Below are 15,279 nucleotides of genomic sequence, written 5' to 3'. Positions count from 1 at the left end.
CCCAAGCCTACGTGGGGCCGGAGTGGTGCCCGGCCTCCATACGATGGTGATCCATGAGCTTCAGTGTGCTGGGCGTGCACGCCCATCCCGACGACGAGGCGATCTGGACGGGCGGCACCCTCGCCAAATACGCCGACGAGGGCGCGCGGACGGCCGTCGTCACCTGCACGTGGGCCGAGGGCACCCAGCGCGCGCAGGAGCTGGAACGGGCCCTCGACATCCTCGGCGCGGGCAAGCCCCGGCTGCTGGGCTTCGCCGACGCGAACAAGCCCGAGTCCGCCCCCGGCCGCCCGCGCTTCCTCGACGTGCCGTTCGACGAGGCGGTGGGCCTGCTGGTCGAGCACATCCGGGACGTCAGGCCCGACGTCGTGCTCACCTACGACGGCTTCGGCGCCTACGGCCACCCCGACCACGTCCACGTGCACCGCGTCACCCTGGCCGCCGTCGAGGCGGCCGGGTACGACCAGCTCCACCGCGACGCGGGCGAGCCCTGGCGGCCGCACGCGCTCTACCTGGCGACCGTCCCGCGCTCGGTCGTGACGTCACACTGGCGGGCGGTCTTCGGCGCCGACCCGGAGCCGGGCCAGGCGCTGCCCGGGGTCCCCGACGACCAGGTCTCGGCCGCGATCGACGTGTCGCGCTGGTCGGAGCGCAAGTGGGCGGCGATGCTCGCCCACGAGTCCGAGGTCGGGCGCGGCGCGTCGATGACCATGCTGACCGGGCTGCCGGAGCGGGCCCGCGCCCAGATGCTGTCCAACGAGTGGTACCGCCGGATCGCGTTCTAGAGCAGCCCGGCGGAGAGGGTCTGGCCCTCGACCTTGAGCTTGCCGCCCGAGCACGACACCTTCGGCGAGTCGGTGCCCGGCACGATCACCGTCAGCAGCGACCTGGCCGCCGGCGACACCACCACGTTGGTGGCCTCCTTGGCCAGGTACGTGGGCGACACCCAGCCCAGCTTGCCGCCGCGCTCCACCTTCTGCCCGCCGACCCGGCGGCACGCGGAGAACTGCATCAGCGTCACCTTGAAGGCGCCGTCGGCCAGCACCACCTTGCCGCCGGAGTTCGAGACGACCTTGTACGAGGGCGCGAACCGCCACAGGTTCCTGACCTTCTTGCCCCCGGAGGCCGTGTCGAGCACCGCCATCAGGTCCTGGCCGTGGTTCACCAGCACCGCACGCGTCCGGCTCACGCCGTAGGCCTTGTCCGTGAGCCGGAAGGCCTGCCGGTCCTTGCCGTAGGAGGTCTTGGTCAGCTTGGACGAGGTGCGCGGCCGGAACCGGGCCCCCTCGACCGTCGGCACGTTGTGCGCCTCGGGGGAGAGCGTCCAGTAGCGGTAGGCGCTCTTCTCGTAGGAGTGGAAGCCGCCGTCCATGAGGATGTCGTGGCCCTGGGCGTAGTACGTGACGCCCAGGTGGTCCTCGTGCCCATGGAACTTCATGCCCGGGCCGAACCTGATCGAGTAGTACGACGAGTCCGGCTTGCCCCAGGCCGTCCGGCCGTAGACGTAACCGGCCTTGTAGACCTTGACCTTCTGCTTCGGGGTGCCGGTCTCCATCTTGGGCTCGGTCTCGGCGCTGCCGTCGCCGATCGGGGCCATGTAGCCGTTGGGCATCGTGGAGTGGGCGATGAAGTCCTTCAGCGCCTCGGCCCGCCGGCTGATCTCGGACGGCACCTTGCGGTCGCAGGCCTTCATGTTGGTCATGGCGACCTGGAGGCGGCCGTACACGTAGACCGCGTAGCGGGGGGCCTGCTCCATGAGCGCGCCCTGAGAGTCGACGTCCAGCTTGACCGTGCCGGTGAGCCGCCTGGAGGCCAGGTTCGACCAGTCGGAGCGGCCGTAGCGGCAGCCGATGCCCATGAGGGCGATGTCCTGGTCGATGCCGTGGTTGTGGCCCTTCTTGTACAACCGCGCGTCCGACAGCAGCTTGGCGTGGTCGGCCAGGCTGTCCTTCAGCCAGCTCTCCTTGACGTGCATGCTCAGGCACAGCAGCGGCTGCGTGCGCAGCGAGACGGGGTGGTCCTTCCACACGTACGGCTTGGTCGCGGCGGCGCCGCGCCGGTTGCTCGCCACCCAGTCCTTGGTGATCTCGGTGGCACGATCCAGGTAACGCTGCTCGCCGGTGTTCTCGTAGGCCACGACCAGGGTGCCCATCCAGCGCAGCGACTGGAAGACGAACTCCCACGACCGGTTCCGGTACGGGCTCGCCCCCCAGTCGACGTTCTTGCCCAGCTTGTACGCCGGCAGCCCCACCAGGGAGATCTCGCCCTTCATGACGTCCTCGGCCGTCGGCGTGCCCGGCAGCCAGTCTCCCTGGCACTGCGCGGTGCGGGTCACCTTGTCGGCGGCCTGCGCGGGACTCACCAGCCCGCTGGTCGCGAGCATGAGGGCAAGAGGTATCGCGAGCCGGCGCACGCCAGGGTTCCTTCCGGACAAAGAAGTGAGGGCGGGACATGCTTTCGGAATCACGATCAAGCGGTCAAGTCGCGTACCGGATCGTTAACGGCCCGATGCGCACCGGTGCCTGCGGCAGCGCGGATGTCATGCTGAATCCGTGAGATACGACGACATCGTGATCCCTGACACGCCGGCCTGCCGGGGTGCGCTGGAGGTGGCCACGCGCTACCAGACGCCCTCGCTGCTCAACCACTCCGTGCGCGCCTACCTGTGGGCCGCCGCGTACGCCCAGAGCAGGGCGATCGACTTCGACGCCGAGCTGCTCTACGTGTCGTCGATGCTGCACGATCTCGGCCTGGTCGCCGAGTTCGACAGCCAGACCGTGCCCTTCGAGGAGGCCGGCGGCCATGTGGCCTGGGCCTTCTGCGCGGGGGCCGGCTGGTCGCCCGAGCGCCGGCTGCGCGCCTCCGAGGTGATCGTCCGGCACATGTGGGAGGAGGTGCCGCTGGAGGAGGACCCGGAGGGTCACCTGCTGGAGCTCTCCACCGGCATGGACATCTCCGGACGGCGTACCGAGGACATCCCCGACGGCGTGCGGCGCGAGGTTCTGGAGCGCCATCCGCGGCTGGAGATCGCCAAGGAGTTCGCCGCCTGCATCGCCGACCAGGGGGCGCGCAAGCCGTCGAGCATCGCCGGCCGGTTCGTCCGCAACGGGGCCGCCGACCGGATCGCGAACAACCCGCTCGACGCCTAACCCTTGGGCCCGGCGCTCTGCACGACGTCGAAGCTCCACACCTGGGAGCCCGTCGCCGCCGGGCCCTGCCCGTGGCCGTGCCCCTGCCCCTGCCCGGCGGCCGCGGCGGCCTGGGCGTGGCCGCGCTGGAACGCCTGACCCTGCTGCCAGGTCTGGAAGTCCTCCTCGCTGCGCCAGCGCGTGTAGACGAGGTACTGGTCGGTGCCCTCGACCGGCCGCAGCAGCTCGAACCACTCGAACCCGTCGGCCGACTCCACCATCCCGGCCCGGCCCGAGAAGCGCTTCTCCAGCTCCTCGCGCATCTCGTCGGGCACGGTCAGGACGTTGATCTTCACGATGGACAACGGAGGACCCCTCTCGGCGAAGCCTTAGCGCACGACCCGCTGCGTCGCAGGTGAGGGCTCCAGGCTAACGCGGGCCACCGCCGGCACGTGATCCCTGTCCAGCGCGTCCCGCAGGTTCGGCAGGGTGACCCTGGACAGGTGCTCGCTCAGCTCGGCGATCGGGGCGGCCTCGTCGGCGGCCACGCGCAGCCGTACCTCGGGGTGGCCGCGCGGGCCGACCAGGTCGGCGTCGGCGTTCAGGACGGCGGGGCTGGCCTCGACGTCGGCGGCGACCGCGTGGGCCATCCCGCCCGCCGCGATCTCGGTGACGCCGTCCGGGCCGCTCTCCAGGCGCAGCCGGGTGCGGGCGTCCCTGCGGCCCTGCACGACCAGCCAGCGCAGGGCCAGCAGCGCGACCAGGACCGACACGGCGGCCACGACCCACCACACGAGCGGGCTGTTGCCGGCGAAGAACCCGCGCGTGCCCGCGTCCACGATCGGCGTGGACGGCCCCAGCAGGCCCCGGGCCAGCGTCAGGCCGCCGAGGACGGCCAGCACCAGGCCGACCAGGGCCAGCCCCCAGCGGTTGCCGCGCCCGGTCCGCCTGTTCATCGCCGCTCCTTGACGTTGACCGCCACCTGGTACGGCTCCACCGGGTCCAGCCCGGCGAGCCTGGTGAGCACGGCCTCGCGCACGGCGTGGCCGAAGCCCTCGTCGTCCCAGCCGGACGTGGCGGGGGTGACGGCGACCGTGCGGCCGCGCAGGGTGGCGTGGGCCGAGCGCACCCCCGGCACCTCCTCGGCGGCGTGCTCCAAAGCCCTGGTGAAACTCTTGGGACGCACCCCGATGATCAGGTCGGGGTCGCCGGTCCGTACGGGGACCATCCGCGGCCGTCCCGGCACCAGGGCGGTGACCAGCAGCGCCAGGCCGATCAGCGCGACGATCGCGGCCCCGGCCAGGACCAGCGGGTGCGACCACGGCGTCGTGGACGCCCACGCCAGCATCCGGTCGTATGGCAGCCACCGCAACGGGCTGCCGACCAGCGCGGACACCGTCTCGGCGGCGACCAGCAGGCCCAGCAGCGTGAGCAGGACGGCGACCACGATGGCGGGCGCCCGGCGCTGCGGCCGGAACGCGCGCACCGCGGCCCGGTCGGCCCCCTTGTCGCGCGGCGGCACGGCCTCCGCCCAGCCCCGATGGGCCCCGGCCCCGTCCGCCGGGACGGCCCCCCGCGCCTCCTCAGGCTCTTCGGGCGGGAGGGGGCGGGTCATTCCGGGCCTCCCGCCAGATCGGTCATGATCACGTCGAGGCGCGTGACGTTCAGGCCGGTCTGCATGGCCACCCGGTTGCGCACGTGCTCCCGCAGCCGCGCGGCCACGGCGTGCAGCGGGGCAGGGTAGGCGACGGTCACGTTCAGCTTCAGGGTGGCCCGCTCGCCGCGCACCTCGGCGCTGGACGAACGCGTCCACGGCACGCCGCCCAGCTGCACGTCGCGCACCTCGGGAACCTCCCGCGCCGCGCAGCACGCGATCTTGGCGACCACCCGGTCGGCGATCTCGGTACGGCCCCGCCGCTCCGGCTCGTCCCCCGGCGCGAGCCGCTGCCGGGGAACCGTCACCTGGGGAGCGGTCGTGATCATCGGCGTCATCGCCGCCTCGCGGTCAGGCCCGACAGGTTCAGCTCGCCGGTGTCGGCGATCTTGCCGACCAGGAAGCCGACCGCGCCGAGCACGAGGACGAGCAGGAACGCGCCGAGGCCGCCGAAGGCCCCCGCGAATCCGAGGATGATGCCGACCATCATGCCGATGACCGGCAGCCAAGGGACGTTGCTCATGGTTCCTCCACCACGTCGTCGATGCGTACGTTGACGGGACGCCCGCCGGTCAGCTTCCACACTGCCTGGCGGACGTCCTCGGCGGTCTCGGGCAGCGGCCGTTCCAGGGTCGCCACGATGGCGACCTCCACCACGTCCCCGCCGGTCGAGACGCCCCTGACCCGCTCCCCGCGCAGGTACGTCGCCACCGTCCCGAACGGGCCGCCGGAGAGCCCCGCCACCCCTGGGCAGGCCCGCACGAGCTCGGCCAGCGCCTCGGCCTCCGCCTCGGCGTCGGTCTCGGTGTCGGCCCTGCCACAGGCGGGGGCGTCGGGCCGGGTCATTGGACCCGGGGCTCCGGCTGCTCGATGACCTCGCGGCGACCGTCGCCCATTTCCCTGTCCTTGTCGCGGTCCTGGCCGGGCAGGTGCACGTCGTCGACCCTGATGTTGACCTCGGTCACCTCCAGGCCGCACATGCGCTCGACCGCCGCGATGACGTTCCTGCGCACGGCGGCGGCCAGGTCCGGGATCGCGGTGCCGTACTCGGCGACCAGGTCCATGTCCACGGCCGCCTGGCGTTCTCCCACCTCGACCGAGACGCCCTGTGCGACGCTGCGTTCCCCGCCGACCATGCCGCGCATGCTGCCGAGCGCCCTGGCGGCGCCGCCGCCCATGGCGTGCACGCCGGAGACCTCGCGTGCGGCCAGCCCGGCGATCTTGGCGACGACGACGTCGTCGATGCTCGTCGTGCCCTTGTCGGTAACCAGCGGGTTCGCCGATCCGCCGTCCTGTGTTCTGGCCCGCGGTACGGCAGAGGTCTGGTTGACCATCGTGTCCGGCACGTTCCATCACCCCCTAGAAGTCTCTAGATAGGCAGAGATATCCGGTTAATCACCTCCGATACCCAACAAAACGGACTCTGGGGGCATTTATGGAGGGTTCCTGACTTTTGCGGCGGTGGGCGGACCCCTGCGACGGCGGCGATAGCCTTGTCAGGTGCGTATAGCGAGGTTCTCCACAGGCGAAGGCGTGTCGTTCGGCGTGGTCGAAGGCGGCCCTGGCGAGGAGTTCGTCTCCACGGTCTCCGGCCATCCGTTCGGCCAGGTGCAGTTCACCGGTGACCGCTTCCCGCTGTCCCAGGTGAAGCTGCTGGCCCCGATGTTGCCGAGCAAGGTCGTCGCCATCGGCAGGAACTACGCCGAGCACGCCCGCGAGATGGGCAACGAGGTGCCCGACGAGCCGCTCATCTTCATGAAGCCGTCCACGTCGGTGATCGGCCACGGCGAGGCCATCGCCTACCCGACCTCGCTGTCCGACCGGGTCGACTACGAGGGCGAGCTGGCCGTGGTGATCGGCAGGCTCTGCCGCGACGTGCCCGTCGACCGCGTCAAGGACGTCATCTTCGGCTACACCTGCGCCAACGACGTCACCGCCCGCGACCTGCAGAAGAAGGACGTGCAGTTCACCCGGGCCAAGAGCTTCGACACGTTCTGCCCGCTCGGGCCCTGGATCCAGACCGATCTCGACGCGAGCGACCTGGCGCTGACCACCACGGTCAACGGCGAGATCCGGCAGAGCGGCCGCACCAGCCAGCTCATCAACGACATCCCCGCGCTGGTCGCCTACGTCAGCGCGGTCATGACGCTGATCCCCGGCGACGTCATCCTGACCGGTACCCCGGCGGGCGTCGGCCCGCTGGAGATCGGCGACGAGGTCAGCGTCGGCATCGAAGGCATCGGCACTCTCACGAACAAGGTGGTCTCCCGTGACTGATCTACGGGTGCGTTTCGCCCCGTCCCCGACCGGCATGTTCCACGTCGGCGGCGCCCGCACGGCGCTGTTCAACTGGGCCCTCGCCGAACAGTCCGGCGGCCGCTTCGTCCTGCGCGTCGAGGACACCGACGCCACGCGCAACCGCCCGGAGTGGACCGAGGGCATCATCTCGGCGCTCGACTGGATCGGCATCAACGGCACCAACCCGGTGTTCGAGGGCCCCTACTTCCAGTCGGCCTACGAGCCGCAGCACCGCGAGGCCGTGGCCAAGCTGCTGGCCGACGGCAAGGCGTACCACTGCGACTGCACCCGTGAGACCCTGGTGGCCCGCACCGGCTCCGAGCACAAGGGCTACGACGGCTTCTGCCGCGAGCGCGGCCTGACCGAGGGCGCGGTGCGCTTCCGCACCCCCGACGAGGGCGTCACCGTCGTCGAAGACCTGATCAGGGGCAACGTCGAGTTCCCCAACGAGGCCCAGGAAGACTTCGTGATCGCCCGCACCGACGGCTCGCCGCTCTACGTGCTGGCCAACGCCGTCGACGACATCACCCAGGGCATCACGCACGTCGTGCGCGGCGAGGAGCACCTGGGCAACGCCGCCAAGCAGGTGCTGCTGTGGCCGGCGCTCGGCTCCACCCCGCCGATCTGGGCCCACCTGCCGGTGATCGTCAACGAGCAGCGCAAGAAGTTGTCCAAGCGCCGCGACAAGGTGGCCCTGGAGGACTACCGCGACGAGGGCTACCTCGCCGAGGCCATGGTCAACTACCTCATGCTGCTCGGCTGGGGCCCCGGCGAGGACCGCGAGATCATGCCGTGGGCGGAGATGGTCCCGCTGTTCAAGCTGGAGGACGTCAACTCCGCCAGCGCCTTCTTCGACGAGAAGAAGCTGCGGGCCTTCAACGGCGAGTACATCAGGGCGCTGCCGCTGGAGACCTTCGAGGAGCGCTGCTCTCCGTACCTCGACCCCGCCTGGGACCGCGAGCTGTTCAGCAAGGTCGCGGCGCTGGCCCAGACCCGCATCGCCGTGCTGTCGGAGATCAGGCAGAACGTCGACTTCCTCTTCCTCGACGAGCCCGTCTTCGACCAGCCGTCCTGGGACAAGGCGATGAAGAACTCCCCGGAGGAGATCCTCGGCGCCTACCTCACCCGCCTGGAGACGGTCCCCTGGGACGCGGAGTCGCTCAAGGAGGCCCTGGAGGAGGTCGGCGCGCCGCTCGGGCTCAAGCTGGGCAAGACCCAGGCCCCCGTGCGCGTGGCGATCACCGGCCGGACCGTGGGCCTGCCGCTGTTCGAGTCGATCGAGGTGCTCGGGCGCGAGCGTGCCACGGAGCGGATCCGAGCGGCGCTAGGGCGCCTGCGAGGCTGAGCGACGACCCGACGGCCATCGACAGCCACACCCCCGTGACGCCGAGCCACGAGCTCAGCAGATAGGCGAGGGGCAGCTGCACCGCGAAGCCCGCCAGCGTGGCGGCGAGCAGGCGGCTGCCCCTTCCGCTTGCCTGGAGCACCCCCCCGACGGCGATGAGCCCGCCGAACGGCACCAGGTAGAGCGTCATCCACCGCAGGAAGCCCACGGTCACCGCCGGATCGCCGGTGAACAGCCCGGCCGCGGGCGCGGCCACCAGGTTGAGCACGACCGCGACCACCGCCCCGGTCGCCAGCCCGAGCCGCAGCGGCGACCCGACCGGCTCCGACCGCGCGGTACGGATCATCGCCGCCTGGCGCAGCGCGTAGAAGACCATGACCCCCGCCAGCATGATCTTCTGACCGATGCCGTACCCGGCGACCTCGGCCGTGCCGAACCCGGCCACGATCTCCACCAGCGCCATGCCCACCAGGGAACGGGCCAGGAAGTCTCCCGACATGGGCAGGCCGGTCCGCAGCACCTCCCCGGGGAGCGGGCCGTCGCCGGGGGCAACGCGCAGCCGTACGACGGAGGTGACCGCCACCCCGAGCGTGACCAGCCGCGCCGCCACGGTGGCCAGCGCGGCCCCCTGGACGCCCAGGTCGAGGCCGTAGATGAACAGCGGGTCCAGGACGATGACCAGGGCGTTGCAGATCAGCGCGTTCCGCATGGGGGTCTTCGTGTCGCCCAGCCCTTTGAGGATCGCGTCCACGACCGTCTGGGCGAAGAACACCGGCAGCCCGCCCAGTGAGATCAGGAAGAACCCCGCCGTCGGCCCGGGATCGTCGGTGAACAGGGCCGCCAGCGGCTCGCGCAGCAGCACCCCCGGGACGGCGACGGCCACCGAGAACGCGGCCCACAACATCCACCCCGTCCTGATCACCGGCCCGATCGGCGCCTGCCCGTCACGCCGCCCGACGAGCACGGTCACCCCCGTCGGGACGGCCAGGAACAGCCCGTAGGCCAGGTACTCGGCCGTGGTGCCCACGGTGACGGCCGCGATGGCCCCCTCCCCGAGCCCCGAGACCCACAGCAGGTCGATCACGCCCACCGCGACCACGGCCGTGAGCAGCTCCACGTAGATGGGGAGAGCCAGCCTGAACATGCCAATACCTCGTTTCGTTGTACCTCTTTTAGAGGTATAGCGTTACGATGCGGGCCATGGCAAGCGGCGGGGATCTGTCCCTCACCATCCTGGGATTCCTGAACGAGCGTCCGATGCACGGCTACGAGCTCAAGGCCCGCCTGACCGCGCTCACCGGCCACCTCCGCCCGGTCAGCGACGGCGCTCTCTACCCCGCCATATCGAGACTGGAGGCCAAGGGCCTGGTCGAACGGCACGAGGAGGCGGGCGCGGCGGCGGCCCGCAGGCAGGTGCTCACGCTCACCGGCGAGGGCCGCCAGGAGCTGCTGCGGCGGCTGCGCGACCCGAGCGAGCTCGACATCAGCGACCAGACGCGCTTCTTCGCCCTGCTGACGTTCCTGTCGGCGCTGCCCGACCCCGCCGACCGGTCAAGGGTGCTGCGCCTCAGGCTGGCCTTCCTGGAGGCCCCGGCGAGCTTCTTCCACGAGGGCGGCCGGCCCGTCCGGATCAAGGACGAGCCGGACCCGTACCGGCGGGGCATGCTGGAGATCGCCCGGGCGTCGAGCCGGGCGGAGAAGGAATGGCTCCGGCAGCGCATCGAGGAGCTGCCGGAGCCGTAGGGGAGACGATTCCCCGGGGGAGGGGACGGTCAGTCGAGGCCGCGGCGGGCCAGCAGCGGCCCGATGCCCGGCTCGCGCCCGCGGAAGTTGCGGAAGGCGGTCAGCGGGTCGAGGCTGCCGCCCCTGGAGAGCAGCTCGCGGCGGAAGTGGTCGCCGTTCGCCCTGGTCAGGCCGCCGTTCTCCTTGAACCACTCCACGCTCTCGGCGTCGAGCACCTCGCTCCAGATGTAGGAGTAGTAGCCGGCGCTGTAGCCGCCCGAGAAGATGTGGGCGAAGTAGTTCGTCCGGTAGCGGGGGCGCACCAGCGCCACGTCGATCCCGGCCGCCTCCAGGGCCGCCTGCTCGAACGCCTGCGCGTCGGCCACCTGCTCGCCGGCCGCCAGCCGGTGCCAGGCCCAGTCGAGCAGCGTGGCCGCCAGGTACTCCACCGTCGTGAAGCCCTGGTTGAACTTCTCGGCCGCGTGCAGCTTCTCCACCAGCTCGGCGGGCATCGGCTCGCCCGTCTCGTGGTGCTTGGCGTAGTTGGTCAGGACCTCCGGCCAGGTGGCCCACATCTCGTTGACCTGCGAGGGGTACTCGACGAAGTCACGCGGCACGCTGGTGCCCGACACGCGCGGGTAGCGCACCTCCGAGAACAGCCCGTGCAGCGCGTGCCCGAACTCGTGGAAGGCGGTGTTCACCTCGTCGTACGTCAGCAGCGTCGGCCCCGAGGCCGGCTTGGTGATGTTGAGGTTGTTCATCACCACCGGCAGCTCGTCGAACAGGTACGACTGGTCGACCAGGTTGTTCATCCACGCGCCGCCGCGCTTGTTCGCCCTGGCGTAGGGGTCGAGCAGGAACAGGCCCAGCGGGGCGCCGTCCTCGTTGAACACCTCGAAGACGGCCACGTCGGGGTGGTAGCCGTCCAGGTCGGGCCGCTCGGTGAAGGTGAGGCCGTAGAGCTTGGTGGCGGCGAAGAACACGCCGTCCCTGAAGACCCGGTTGAGCTCGAAGTAGGGCCGCATGGCGTCGGCGTCGAAGTCGTAGCGGGCCAGCCGCACCTTCTCCGAGTAGTACGACCAGTCCCACGGCTCGATCGCGAACCCGGCCTGCCCGGCCAGCGCCTCGGCCTCCTTGCCGGCGTTGCGCACGGCCGGGCCGACGAGCTGGCCGAGCATCTCCTCGACCGCCTCGACGGTCTTGGCCGTCTGGTCGGCCACCGAGTAGGCGGCATGGTCGGGGAAGCCGAGCAGCGCCGCCCGCTCGGCCCGCAGCGTGGCCATCTGGACCGCCCGCCCGAAGTTGGCGGGGGCGCGGCCGACGCTCAGCTCGTACAGGCGGCGGCGCACGTCGCGGTCGGTGAGCTGGGCCAGGCCGGGCTGGTTGGTGAAGTTCAGCAGCGGCAGCGCGTACGTGCCGTCGTCCTGGCGCAGCGACTCGATCCTGGCCTCGTCGAAGCCGTCGAGCTCCTTGGCGTCCGTGACGACCAGGGCCTCCTCGGTGGACGCCTTGAGCAGGGTCTGCGCGAACTCGGTCGAGAGCTTCGACAGCTCGCCGTTGAGCTCGCGCAGCCGGTCCTGCTGCGACTCCGACAGGTCGGCCCCGGCCCGGACGAAGTCCTCCCGGTATTTCTCCAGCAGCCACGCCTCCTCGGCGTCGGACGTGCCGACCTGCTTGATCCGCGCCCACAGCGCCCGGTTGAGGCGGATCGCGTCGTTGTGCGCGGTCAGCTTCGGGGAGATCTCCTTCTCGATCTCCATGATCCCGTCGCTGGAGTTGGACGCGGCCATGCTGAAGAAGACCGTGGCCGTACGGCCGAGAACGCGCCCAGAACGCTCCAGGGCCGCGATCGTGTTGTCGAAGGTGGGCGGCTCGGTGCTGTTCGCGATCGCGTCGACCTCGGCCAGGTGCTCGGCCATGCCGCGCTCGAACGCGGGCAGGTAGTGCTCCTCGCGGACGTCCGCGAACGCAGGCAACTGGTACGGCAGGCTACTAGGGGCGAAGAACGGGTTCTCGGCCAACGCTGGGGCTCCTCCACGTGGTGTTTTGTCCTCTTCAGCTTGGCACGCCGGAGCCCGTGCCGCAGTCCGCCGGAGACCGCTTCGGCAATCGTTTTGGTCTTACCCCCCGAGCTGGGCTATTCTTTCGGACGTCGCCAAGCGCGCTCCTCGAAGGGGTTCGCAGCGGTGGGGTATGGTGTAATTGGCAGCACGACTGATTCTGGTTCAGTTAGTCTAGGTTCGAGTCCTGGTACCCCAGCAAGTCACCGAAACGGATGTCTCCCTGAGAGACGTCCGTTTTTTCGTGTCGGCGGCCCGTCAGGTCGCCAGGGCGTCCAGGATCTCGCTGATCCTCCGGTACTCCGCGGCCGTGGCCGCGTGCCCGGTGTCGACCGTGCGCACCTCGAACCTGTTGCCCGGGGTGGCCGCGTCCGCCTCCCTGATCATCCGGTCCTGCAGCGCGAGCGGGATCATCCGGTCCCGGGTGTGCCTGATGTACGTCCGCGGCACCCGGCCCCAGGCGTCCGTCCTGCCGCGCGCGTCCGCGGCGGAGACCAGCAGGCTCTCGTCCGGCAGCAACGTGTTGAGCAGCGCCAGGAACTCGCCGTCGGCCGCCTCGGCCATGAACGCCTCCTTGGCCGCGGCCAGGAACGCCGGGTCGGACGTCCGCCAGTTCATCCGCACCGCCATGAGCGCCGTGGGGTCGCCGATCAACCCGGCCACCAGCCCCTTCGCCAGGCTCGTGGCGGCCTCGGGTGTCTCCAGGTACTCGGCCGGCGAGCGCAGCCGCGTGCAGCAGAAGGCCGTGTCGTAGACCAGCCGGTCGAGCAGGTGCGGGACCTCGTCGGCGGCCTTGGTGACCGCCGCTCCGCCGAGGCTCCCGCCCACCAGGACCACCGGGCCGTACGCGGCGACCCTGCGCACGACGTTCACCGTGGCCTCGACGTAGTCGTCCAGGGTCACCCCGGACACCGGCGAGGGCGCGGTGGCCAGCGCCGCCAGGTCCTGCGGGGCCTGGTAGGCGCGGCTGAACTGCTCGGCGGGCAGGTGCCCCGGCAGCTCCACGCCCACGGTCCGGTGCCCGCGCAGCGTCAGCTCCGGATCTCCCTGTGCCACGCCGCCGGCCCCGGTGACGAACACGAACGTGGTCACCCGGCCGGGCCGGGATCCGCTCTCTCGATCGCTCATGGGCCGATGTTCGCCCAGGCCGGCAGGCCTGCACATCGCCCGTCCGGCGGTCCGTACGGCTGAGTCCGCCCATCCACCGATCGGTTGACCCGGGCGGCGTGCCAGGCTGGAGGCGTGAGCCGGGCACCAGGACGTGAGCGTCTGCTCCACGTCGCGCTCGGCTACGGGTTGCTGGCGATCTCCGTGGTCGCCGCCGCCGTCATGGGCGACCCGCCGCAGGGCGGCAACGCCCTGGCCGCCGCGGCGCCCTGGATCGTCGCGCCCTGGCCCGTCCTGGCCGCCGTCGCGGCGGTGTGGCTGGCCGCCGTCCCGTGGCTGCATTCCCGGCGGCACCGGCAGGCCGTTCTCGTCGTCCCGTACTACGTGCTGCTCATGGGCCTCGCGGGCGCGCTGGTGGCGGGCAACCCGGCCTTCGTCGTGTTCGCCTCGCTCGGCTACCCCCTGGCCGTCGCCCTGCTGCCGACCCGCCTGGTGATGGCGGGCGTGACGCTCACCGCCGTGGTCGTCGTCGTGGCCCAGGCCGGTCCCGGCGCTCCCACCGGGCTGTTCACGGTGGCCGGCGGCATCGCCGTCCCGCTCGCCCTGGCCGGCTGGTATGTCTCCGCCGAGAGCGACAGGCGCCGCCGCCTGATCGGCGAACTGCGTACCGCCATGGACGAGAACGCCGACCTGCACGCCCGGCTCCTGCGCCAGGCCAGGCGGGCGGGCGTGCTCGACGAGCGGCAGCGTGTGGCGGGCGAGATCCACGACACCGTCGCACAGGACCTGGCGGCCCTGATCGGCCAGCTCGGCGCGGCCGGCCGCGCCACCGCCGAGGCCGACCGCCGCCGCCACCTCGACCAGGCGGCTCGGCTGGCCCGCCAGAGCCTGGCCGAGACCCGCCGGTCGGTACGCGCCCTGAGCCCCGGCCCCCTGGAGGACTCCAGACTCCCCGACGCACTCGGCCGCATGGCCCGTTCGTGGGCCGCCACGGCGGGCGTCGGCCTGGCCGTCGAGGTCACCGGCACCCCCGTCGCCCTGTCCGCCGACGTCGAGGCCACGCTGTTCCGCATCGCCCAGGAGGCACTGGCCAACGTCGCCAAGCACGCCGATGCCACCAGGACGGCCCTCACCCTGTCGTACACGGACGAAGTCGTCATGCTCGACATCCGTGACGACGGGCGCGGTTTCGTTCCGCAGGAGGCTGCTGAGGGCTTCGGGGTGGAAGGCATGCGCCGGCGGGCCCGCGCGGTGGGTGGCACGCTGGAGGTCGAGTCCGAGCCGGGCCGGGGGAGCGCCGTGGCCGCGGCCGTCCCCGTCATACCCGCGGAAGGCGAACGACCGTGAGACTGCTCATCGTGGACGACCACCCGATCGTCCGGGACGGCCTGCGCGCCGCCCTGGGCGCCGAGCCCGGCATGGAGATCGTGGGCGAGGCGGCCGACGGCGCCCAGGCCGTCCGGCTGGCGGCCGAGCTGCGGCCCGACGTCGTCCTCATGGACCTGCGCATGCCCGGCATGGACGGCCTGGCCGCGATCAGGCAGCTGAGCGGGAGCGGGCCGCGGGTGCTGGTGCTCACGACGTTCGACACCGACGTCCTGCCCGCGCTGGAGGCCGGGGCGGCCGGTTACCTGCTGAAGGACGCCCACCCGGAGGAGCTGGCACGCGCCGTGCGGGCCACGTACGACGGGGAGACCGTGCTCGCCCCCGCCGTGGCCGGACGGCTGGCCGACCACGTGCGCAGGCCGAGGCGGGGCGACCTGAGCAGACGTGAGCTGGAGGTGCTGCGGCTGGTGGCCGGGGGAGCGACCAACCGGCAGGCGGCGGCCGAGCTGTTCATCAGCGAGGCCAGCGTCAAGACGCACCTGCTGCACGCCTACGCCAAGCTCGACGTCCGCGACCGCGCCGCCGCCGTGGCCGAGGCCTTCCGCCGCGGGCTGCTCGGCGGGTAGCCTCCCTCGCCTC

Annotated in this window: 18 protein-coding genes and 1 tRNA gene; 8 read left to right on the top strand and 11 right to left on the bottom strand. The window is 71.5% G+C overall.

Annotation, left to right across the window (positions count from 1 at the left end; all coding sequences use genetic code 11):
- The first annotated feature begins 53 nt into the window (after positions 1 to 53).
- Complete coding sequence (locus ACWCSU_RS32260) at positions 54 to 785, top strand: PIG-L family deacetylase (protein ID WP_357697624.1); 732 nt, start codon at positions 54 to 56, stop codon at positions 783 to 785.
- On the opposite strand, the gene ACWCSU_RS32255 is transcribed toward ACWCSU_RS32260, so the two are convergent.
- Positions 782 to 2,413 (bottom strand): heparinase II/III family protein, encoded by a 1,632-nt coding sequence (locus ACWCSU_RS32255; protein WP_449940007.1) that lies wholly within the window; start codon positions 2,411 to 2,413, stop codon positions 782 to 784. The genes ACWCSU_RS32260 and ACWCSU_RS32255 overlap by 4 nt on opposite strands.
- A gap of 139 nt (positions 2,414 to 2,552) precedes the next feature.
- Here ACWCSU_RS32255 and ACWCSU_RS32250 point away from each other — a divergent pair, with 139 nt between their 5' ends.
- Positions 2,553 to 3,149 (top strand): HD domain-containing protein, encoded by a 597-nt coding sequence (locus ACWCSU_RS32250; RefSeq protein WP_357697628.1) that lies wholly within the window; start codon positions 2,553 to 2,555, stop codon positions 3,147 to 3,149.
- Here the strand turns inward: ACWCSU_RS32250 and ACWCSU_RS32245 are convergent.
- From ACWCSU_RS32245 to ACWCSU_RS32215, 7 genes are read right to left on the bottom strand one after another with little or no spacing between them, the layout of a single operon-like run.
- Positions 3,146 to 3,493: an antibiotic biosynthesis monooxygenase family protein gene (locus ACWCSU_RS32245; protein WP_357697630.1), complete on the bottom strand. Its 348-nt coding sequence runs from the start codon at positions 3,491 to 3,493 to the stop codon at positions 3,146 to 3,148. The two genes, ACWCSU_RS32250 and ACWCSU_RS32245, sit on opposite strands and share 4 nt — an antisense overlap.
- Positions 3,494 to 3,517: 24 nt before the next feature.
- Entirely contained in the window at positions 3,518 to 4,084 is a 567-nt protein-coding gene (locus ACWCSU_RS32240) for an alkaline shock response membrane anchor protein AmaP (RefSeq protein WP_364085080.1), read from the bottom strand.
- Positions 4,081 to 4,743 carry a DUF6286 domain-containing protein gene (locus ACWCSU_RS32235; protein ID WP_449940003.1) on the bottom strand — a complete coding sequence of 221 codons (663 nt, stop codon included), beginning with the start codon at positions 4,741 to 4,743 and terminating at the stop codon, positions 4,081 to 4,083. Before ACWCSU_RS32235 ends, ACWCSU_RS32240 begins: the two co-directional genes overlap by 4 nt.
- Positions 4,740 to 5,120: an Asp23/Gls24 family envelope stress response protein gene (locus ACWCSU_RS32230; RefSeq protein WP_357697636.1), complete on the bottom strand. Its 381-nt coding sequence runs from the start codon at positions 5,118 to 5,120 to the stop codon at positions 4,740 to 4,742. The genes ACWCSU_RS32235 and ACWCSU_RS32230 overlap by 4 nt, the downstream gene beginning before the upstream one ends.
- On the bottom strand, positions 5,117 to 5,305 hold the full coding sequence (locus tag ACWCSU_RS32225) for a hypothetical protein (protein WP_357697638.1): 189 nt from the start codon (positions 5,303 to 5,305) through the stop codon (positions 5,117 to 5,119). Before ACWCSU_RS32225 ends, ACWCSU_RS32230 begins: the two co-directional genes overlap by 4 nt.
- Positions 5,302 to 5,628 carry an Asp23/Gls24 family envelope stress response protein gene (locus ACWCSU_RS32220; RefSeq protein WP_357697640.1) on the bottom strand — a complete coding sequence of 109 codons (327 nt, stop codon included), beginning with the start codon at positions 5,626 to 5,628 and terminating at the stop codon, positions 5,302 to 5,304. Before ACWCSU_RS32220 ends, ACWCSU_RS32225 begins: the two co-directional genes overlap by 4 nt.
- Positions 5,625 to 6,116 (bottom strand): Asp23/Gls24 family envelope stress response protein, encoded by a 492-nt coding sequence (locus tag ACWCSU_RS32215; RefSeq protein ID WP_397038025.1) that lies wholly within the window; start codon positions 6,114 to 6,116, stop codon positions 5,625 to 5,627. The genes ACWCSU_RS32220 and ACWCSU_RS32215 overlap by 4 nt, the downstream gene beginning before the upstream one ends.
- A 166-nt stretch (positions 6,117 to 6,282) precedes the next feature.
- Between ACWCSU_RS32215 and ACWCSU_RS32210 the strand changes: the two genes are divergently transcribed.
- Both ACWCSU_RS32210 and gltX read left to right on the top strand, forming a co-directional pair.
- A complete protein-coding gene (locus ACWCSU_RS32210; protein WP_357697644.1) occupies positions 6,283 to 7,059 on the top strand; it encodes a fumarylacetoacetate hydrolase family protein in 777 nt (258 codons plus the stop codon).
- On the top strand, positions 7,052 to 8,425 hold the full coding sequence (gene gltX, locus ACWCSU_RS32205; RefSeq protein ID WP_357697646.1) for a glutamate--tRNA ligase: 1,374 nt from the start codon (positions 7,052 to 7,054) through the stop codon (positions 8,423 to 8,425). The genes ACWCSU_RS32210 and gltX overlap by 8 nt, the downstream gene beginning before the upstream one ends.
- Here the strand turns inward: gltX and ACWCSU_RS32200 are convergent.
- A complete protein-coding gene (locus tag ACWCSU_RS32200) occupies positions 8,319 to 9,569 on the bottom strand; it encodes an MATE family efflux transporter (protein WP_449939998.1) in 1,251 nt (416 codons plus the stop codon). The two genes, gltX and ACWCSU_RS32200, sit on opposite strands and share 107 nt — an antisense overlap.
- A 56-nt stretch (positions 9,570 to 9,625) precedes the next feature.
- On the opposite strand from ACWCSU_RS32200, the gene ACWCSU_RS32195 reads away from it, so the two are divergent.
- Entirely contained in the window at positions 9,626 to 10,168 is a 543-nt protein-coding gene (locus ACWCSU_RS32195; RefSeq protein ID WP_357697650.1) for a PadR family transcriptional regulator, read from the top strand.
- Positions 10,169 to 10,197: 29 nt separating this feature from the next.
- Here ACWCSU_RS32195 and ACWCSU_RS32190 read toward each other — a convergent pair whose 3' ends face one another.
- On the bottom strand, positions 10,198 to 12,168 hold the full coding sequence (locus ACWCSU_RS32190) for a M3 family metallopeptidase (protein WP_357697652.1): 1,971 nt from the start codon (positions 12,166 to 12,168) through the stop codon (positions 10,198 to 10,200).
- 166 nt (positions 12,169 to 12,334) lie between these two features.
- Here ACWCSU_RS32190 and ACWCSU_RS32185 point away from each other — a divergent pair.
- Positions 12,335 to 12,406 (top strand) — tRNA-Gln (locus ACWCSU_RS32185).
- A 59-nt stretch (positions 12,407 to 12,465) separates the two neighbouring features.
- Here the strand turns inward: ACWCSU_RS32185 and ACWCSU_RS32180 are convergent.
- Positions 12,466 to 13,335: an alpha/beta fold hydrolase gene (locus ACWCSU_RS32180; protein WP_449939995.1), complete on the bottom strand. Its 870-nt coding sequence runs from the start codon at positions 13,333 to 13,335 to the stop codon at positions 12,466 to 12,468.
- Between the two features lie 114 nt (positions 13,336 to 13,449).
- Here ACWCSU_RS32180 and ACWCSU_RS32175 point away from each other — a divergent pair, with 114 nt between their 5' ends.
- Positions 13,450 to 14,661, top strand: a complete 1,212-nt coding sequence (locus tag ACWCSU_RS32175) for a sensor histidine kinase (protein WP_449939993.1) — start codon at positions 13,450 to 13,452, stop codon at positions 14,659 to 14,661.
- Entirely contained in the window at positions 14,658 to 15,266 is a 609-nt protein-coding gene (locus ACWCSU_RS32170; RefSeq protein WP_357697658.1) for a response regulator transcription factor, read from the top strand. Before ACWCSU_RS32175 ends, ACWCSU_RS32170 begins: the two co-directional genes overlap by 4 nt.
- Positions 15,267 to 15,279 lie beyond the last annotated feature (13 nt).

The sequence above is a fragment of the Nonomuraea sp. NPDC001699 genome, assembly GCF_053596455.1.
The sequence above is the reverse complement of the archived record's forward strand: the minus strand, read 5'-3'. Positions and strand labels throughout refer to the sequence as shown.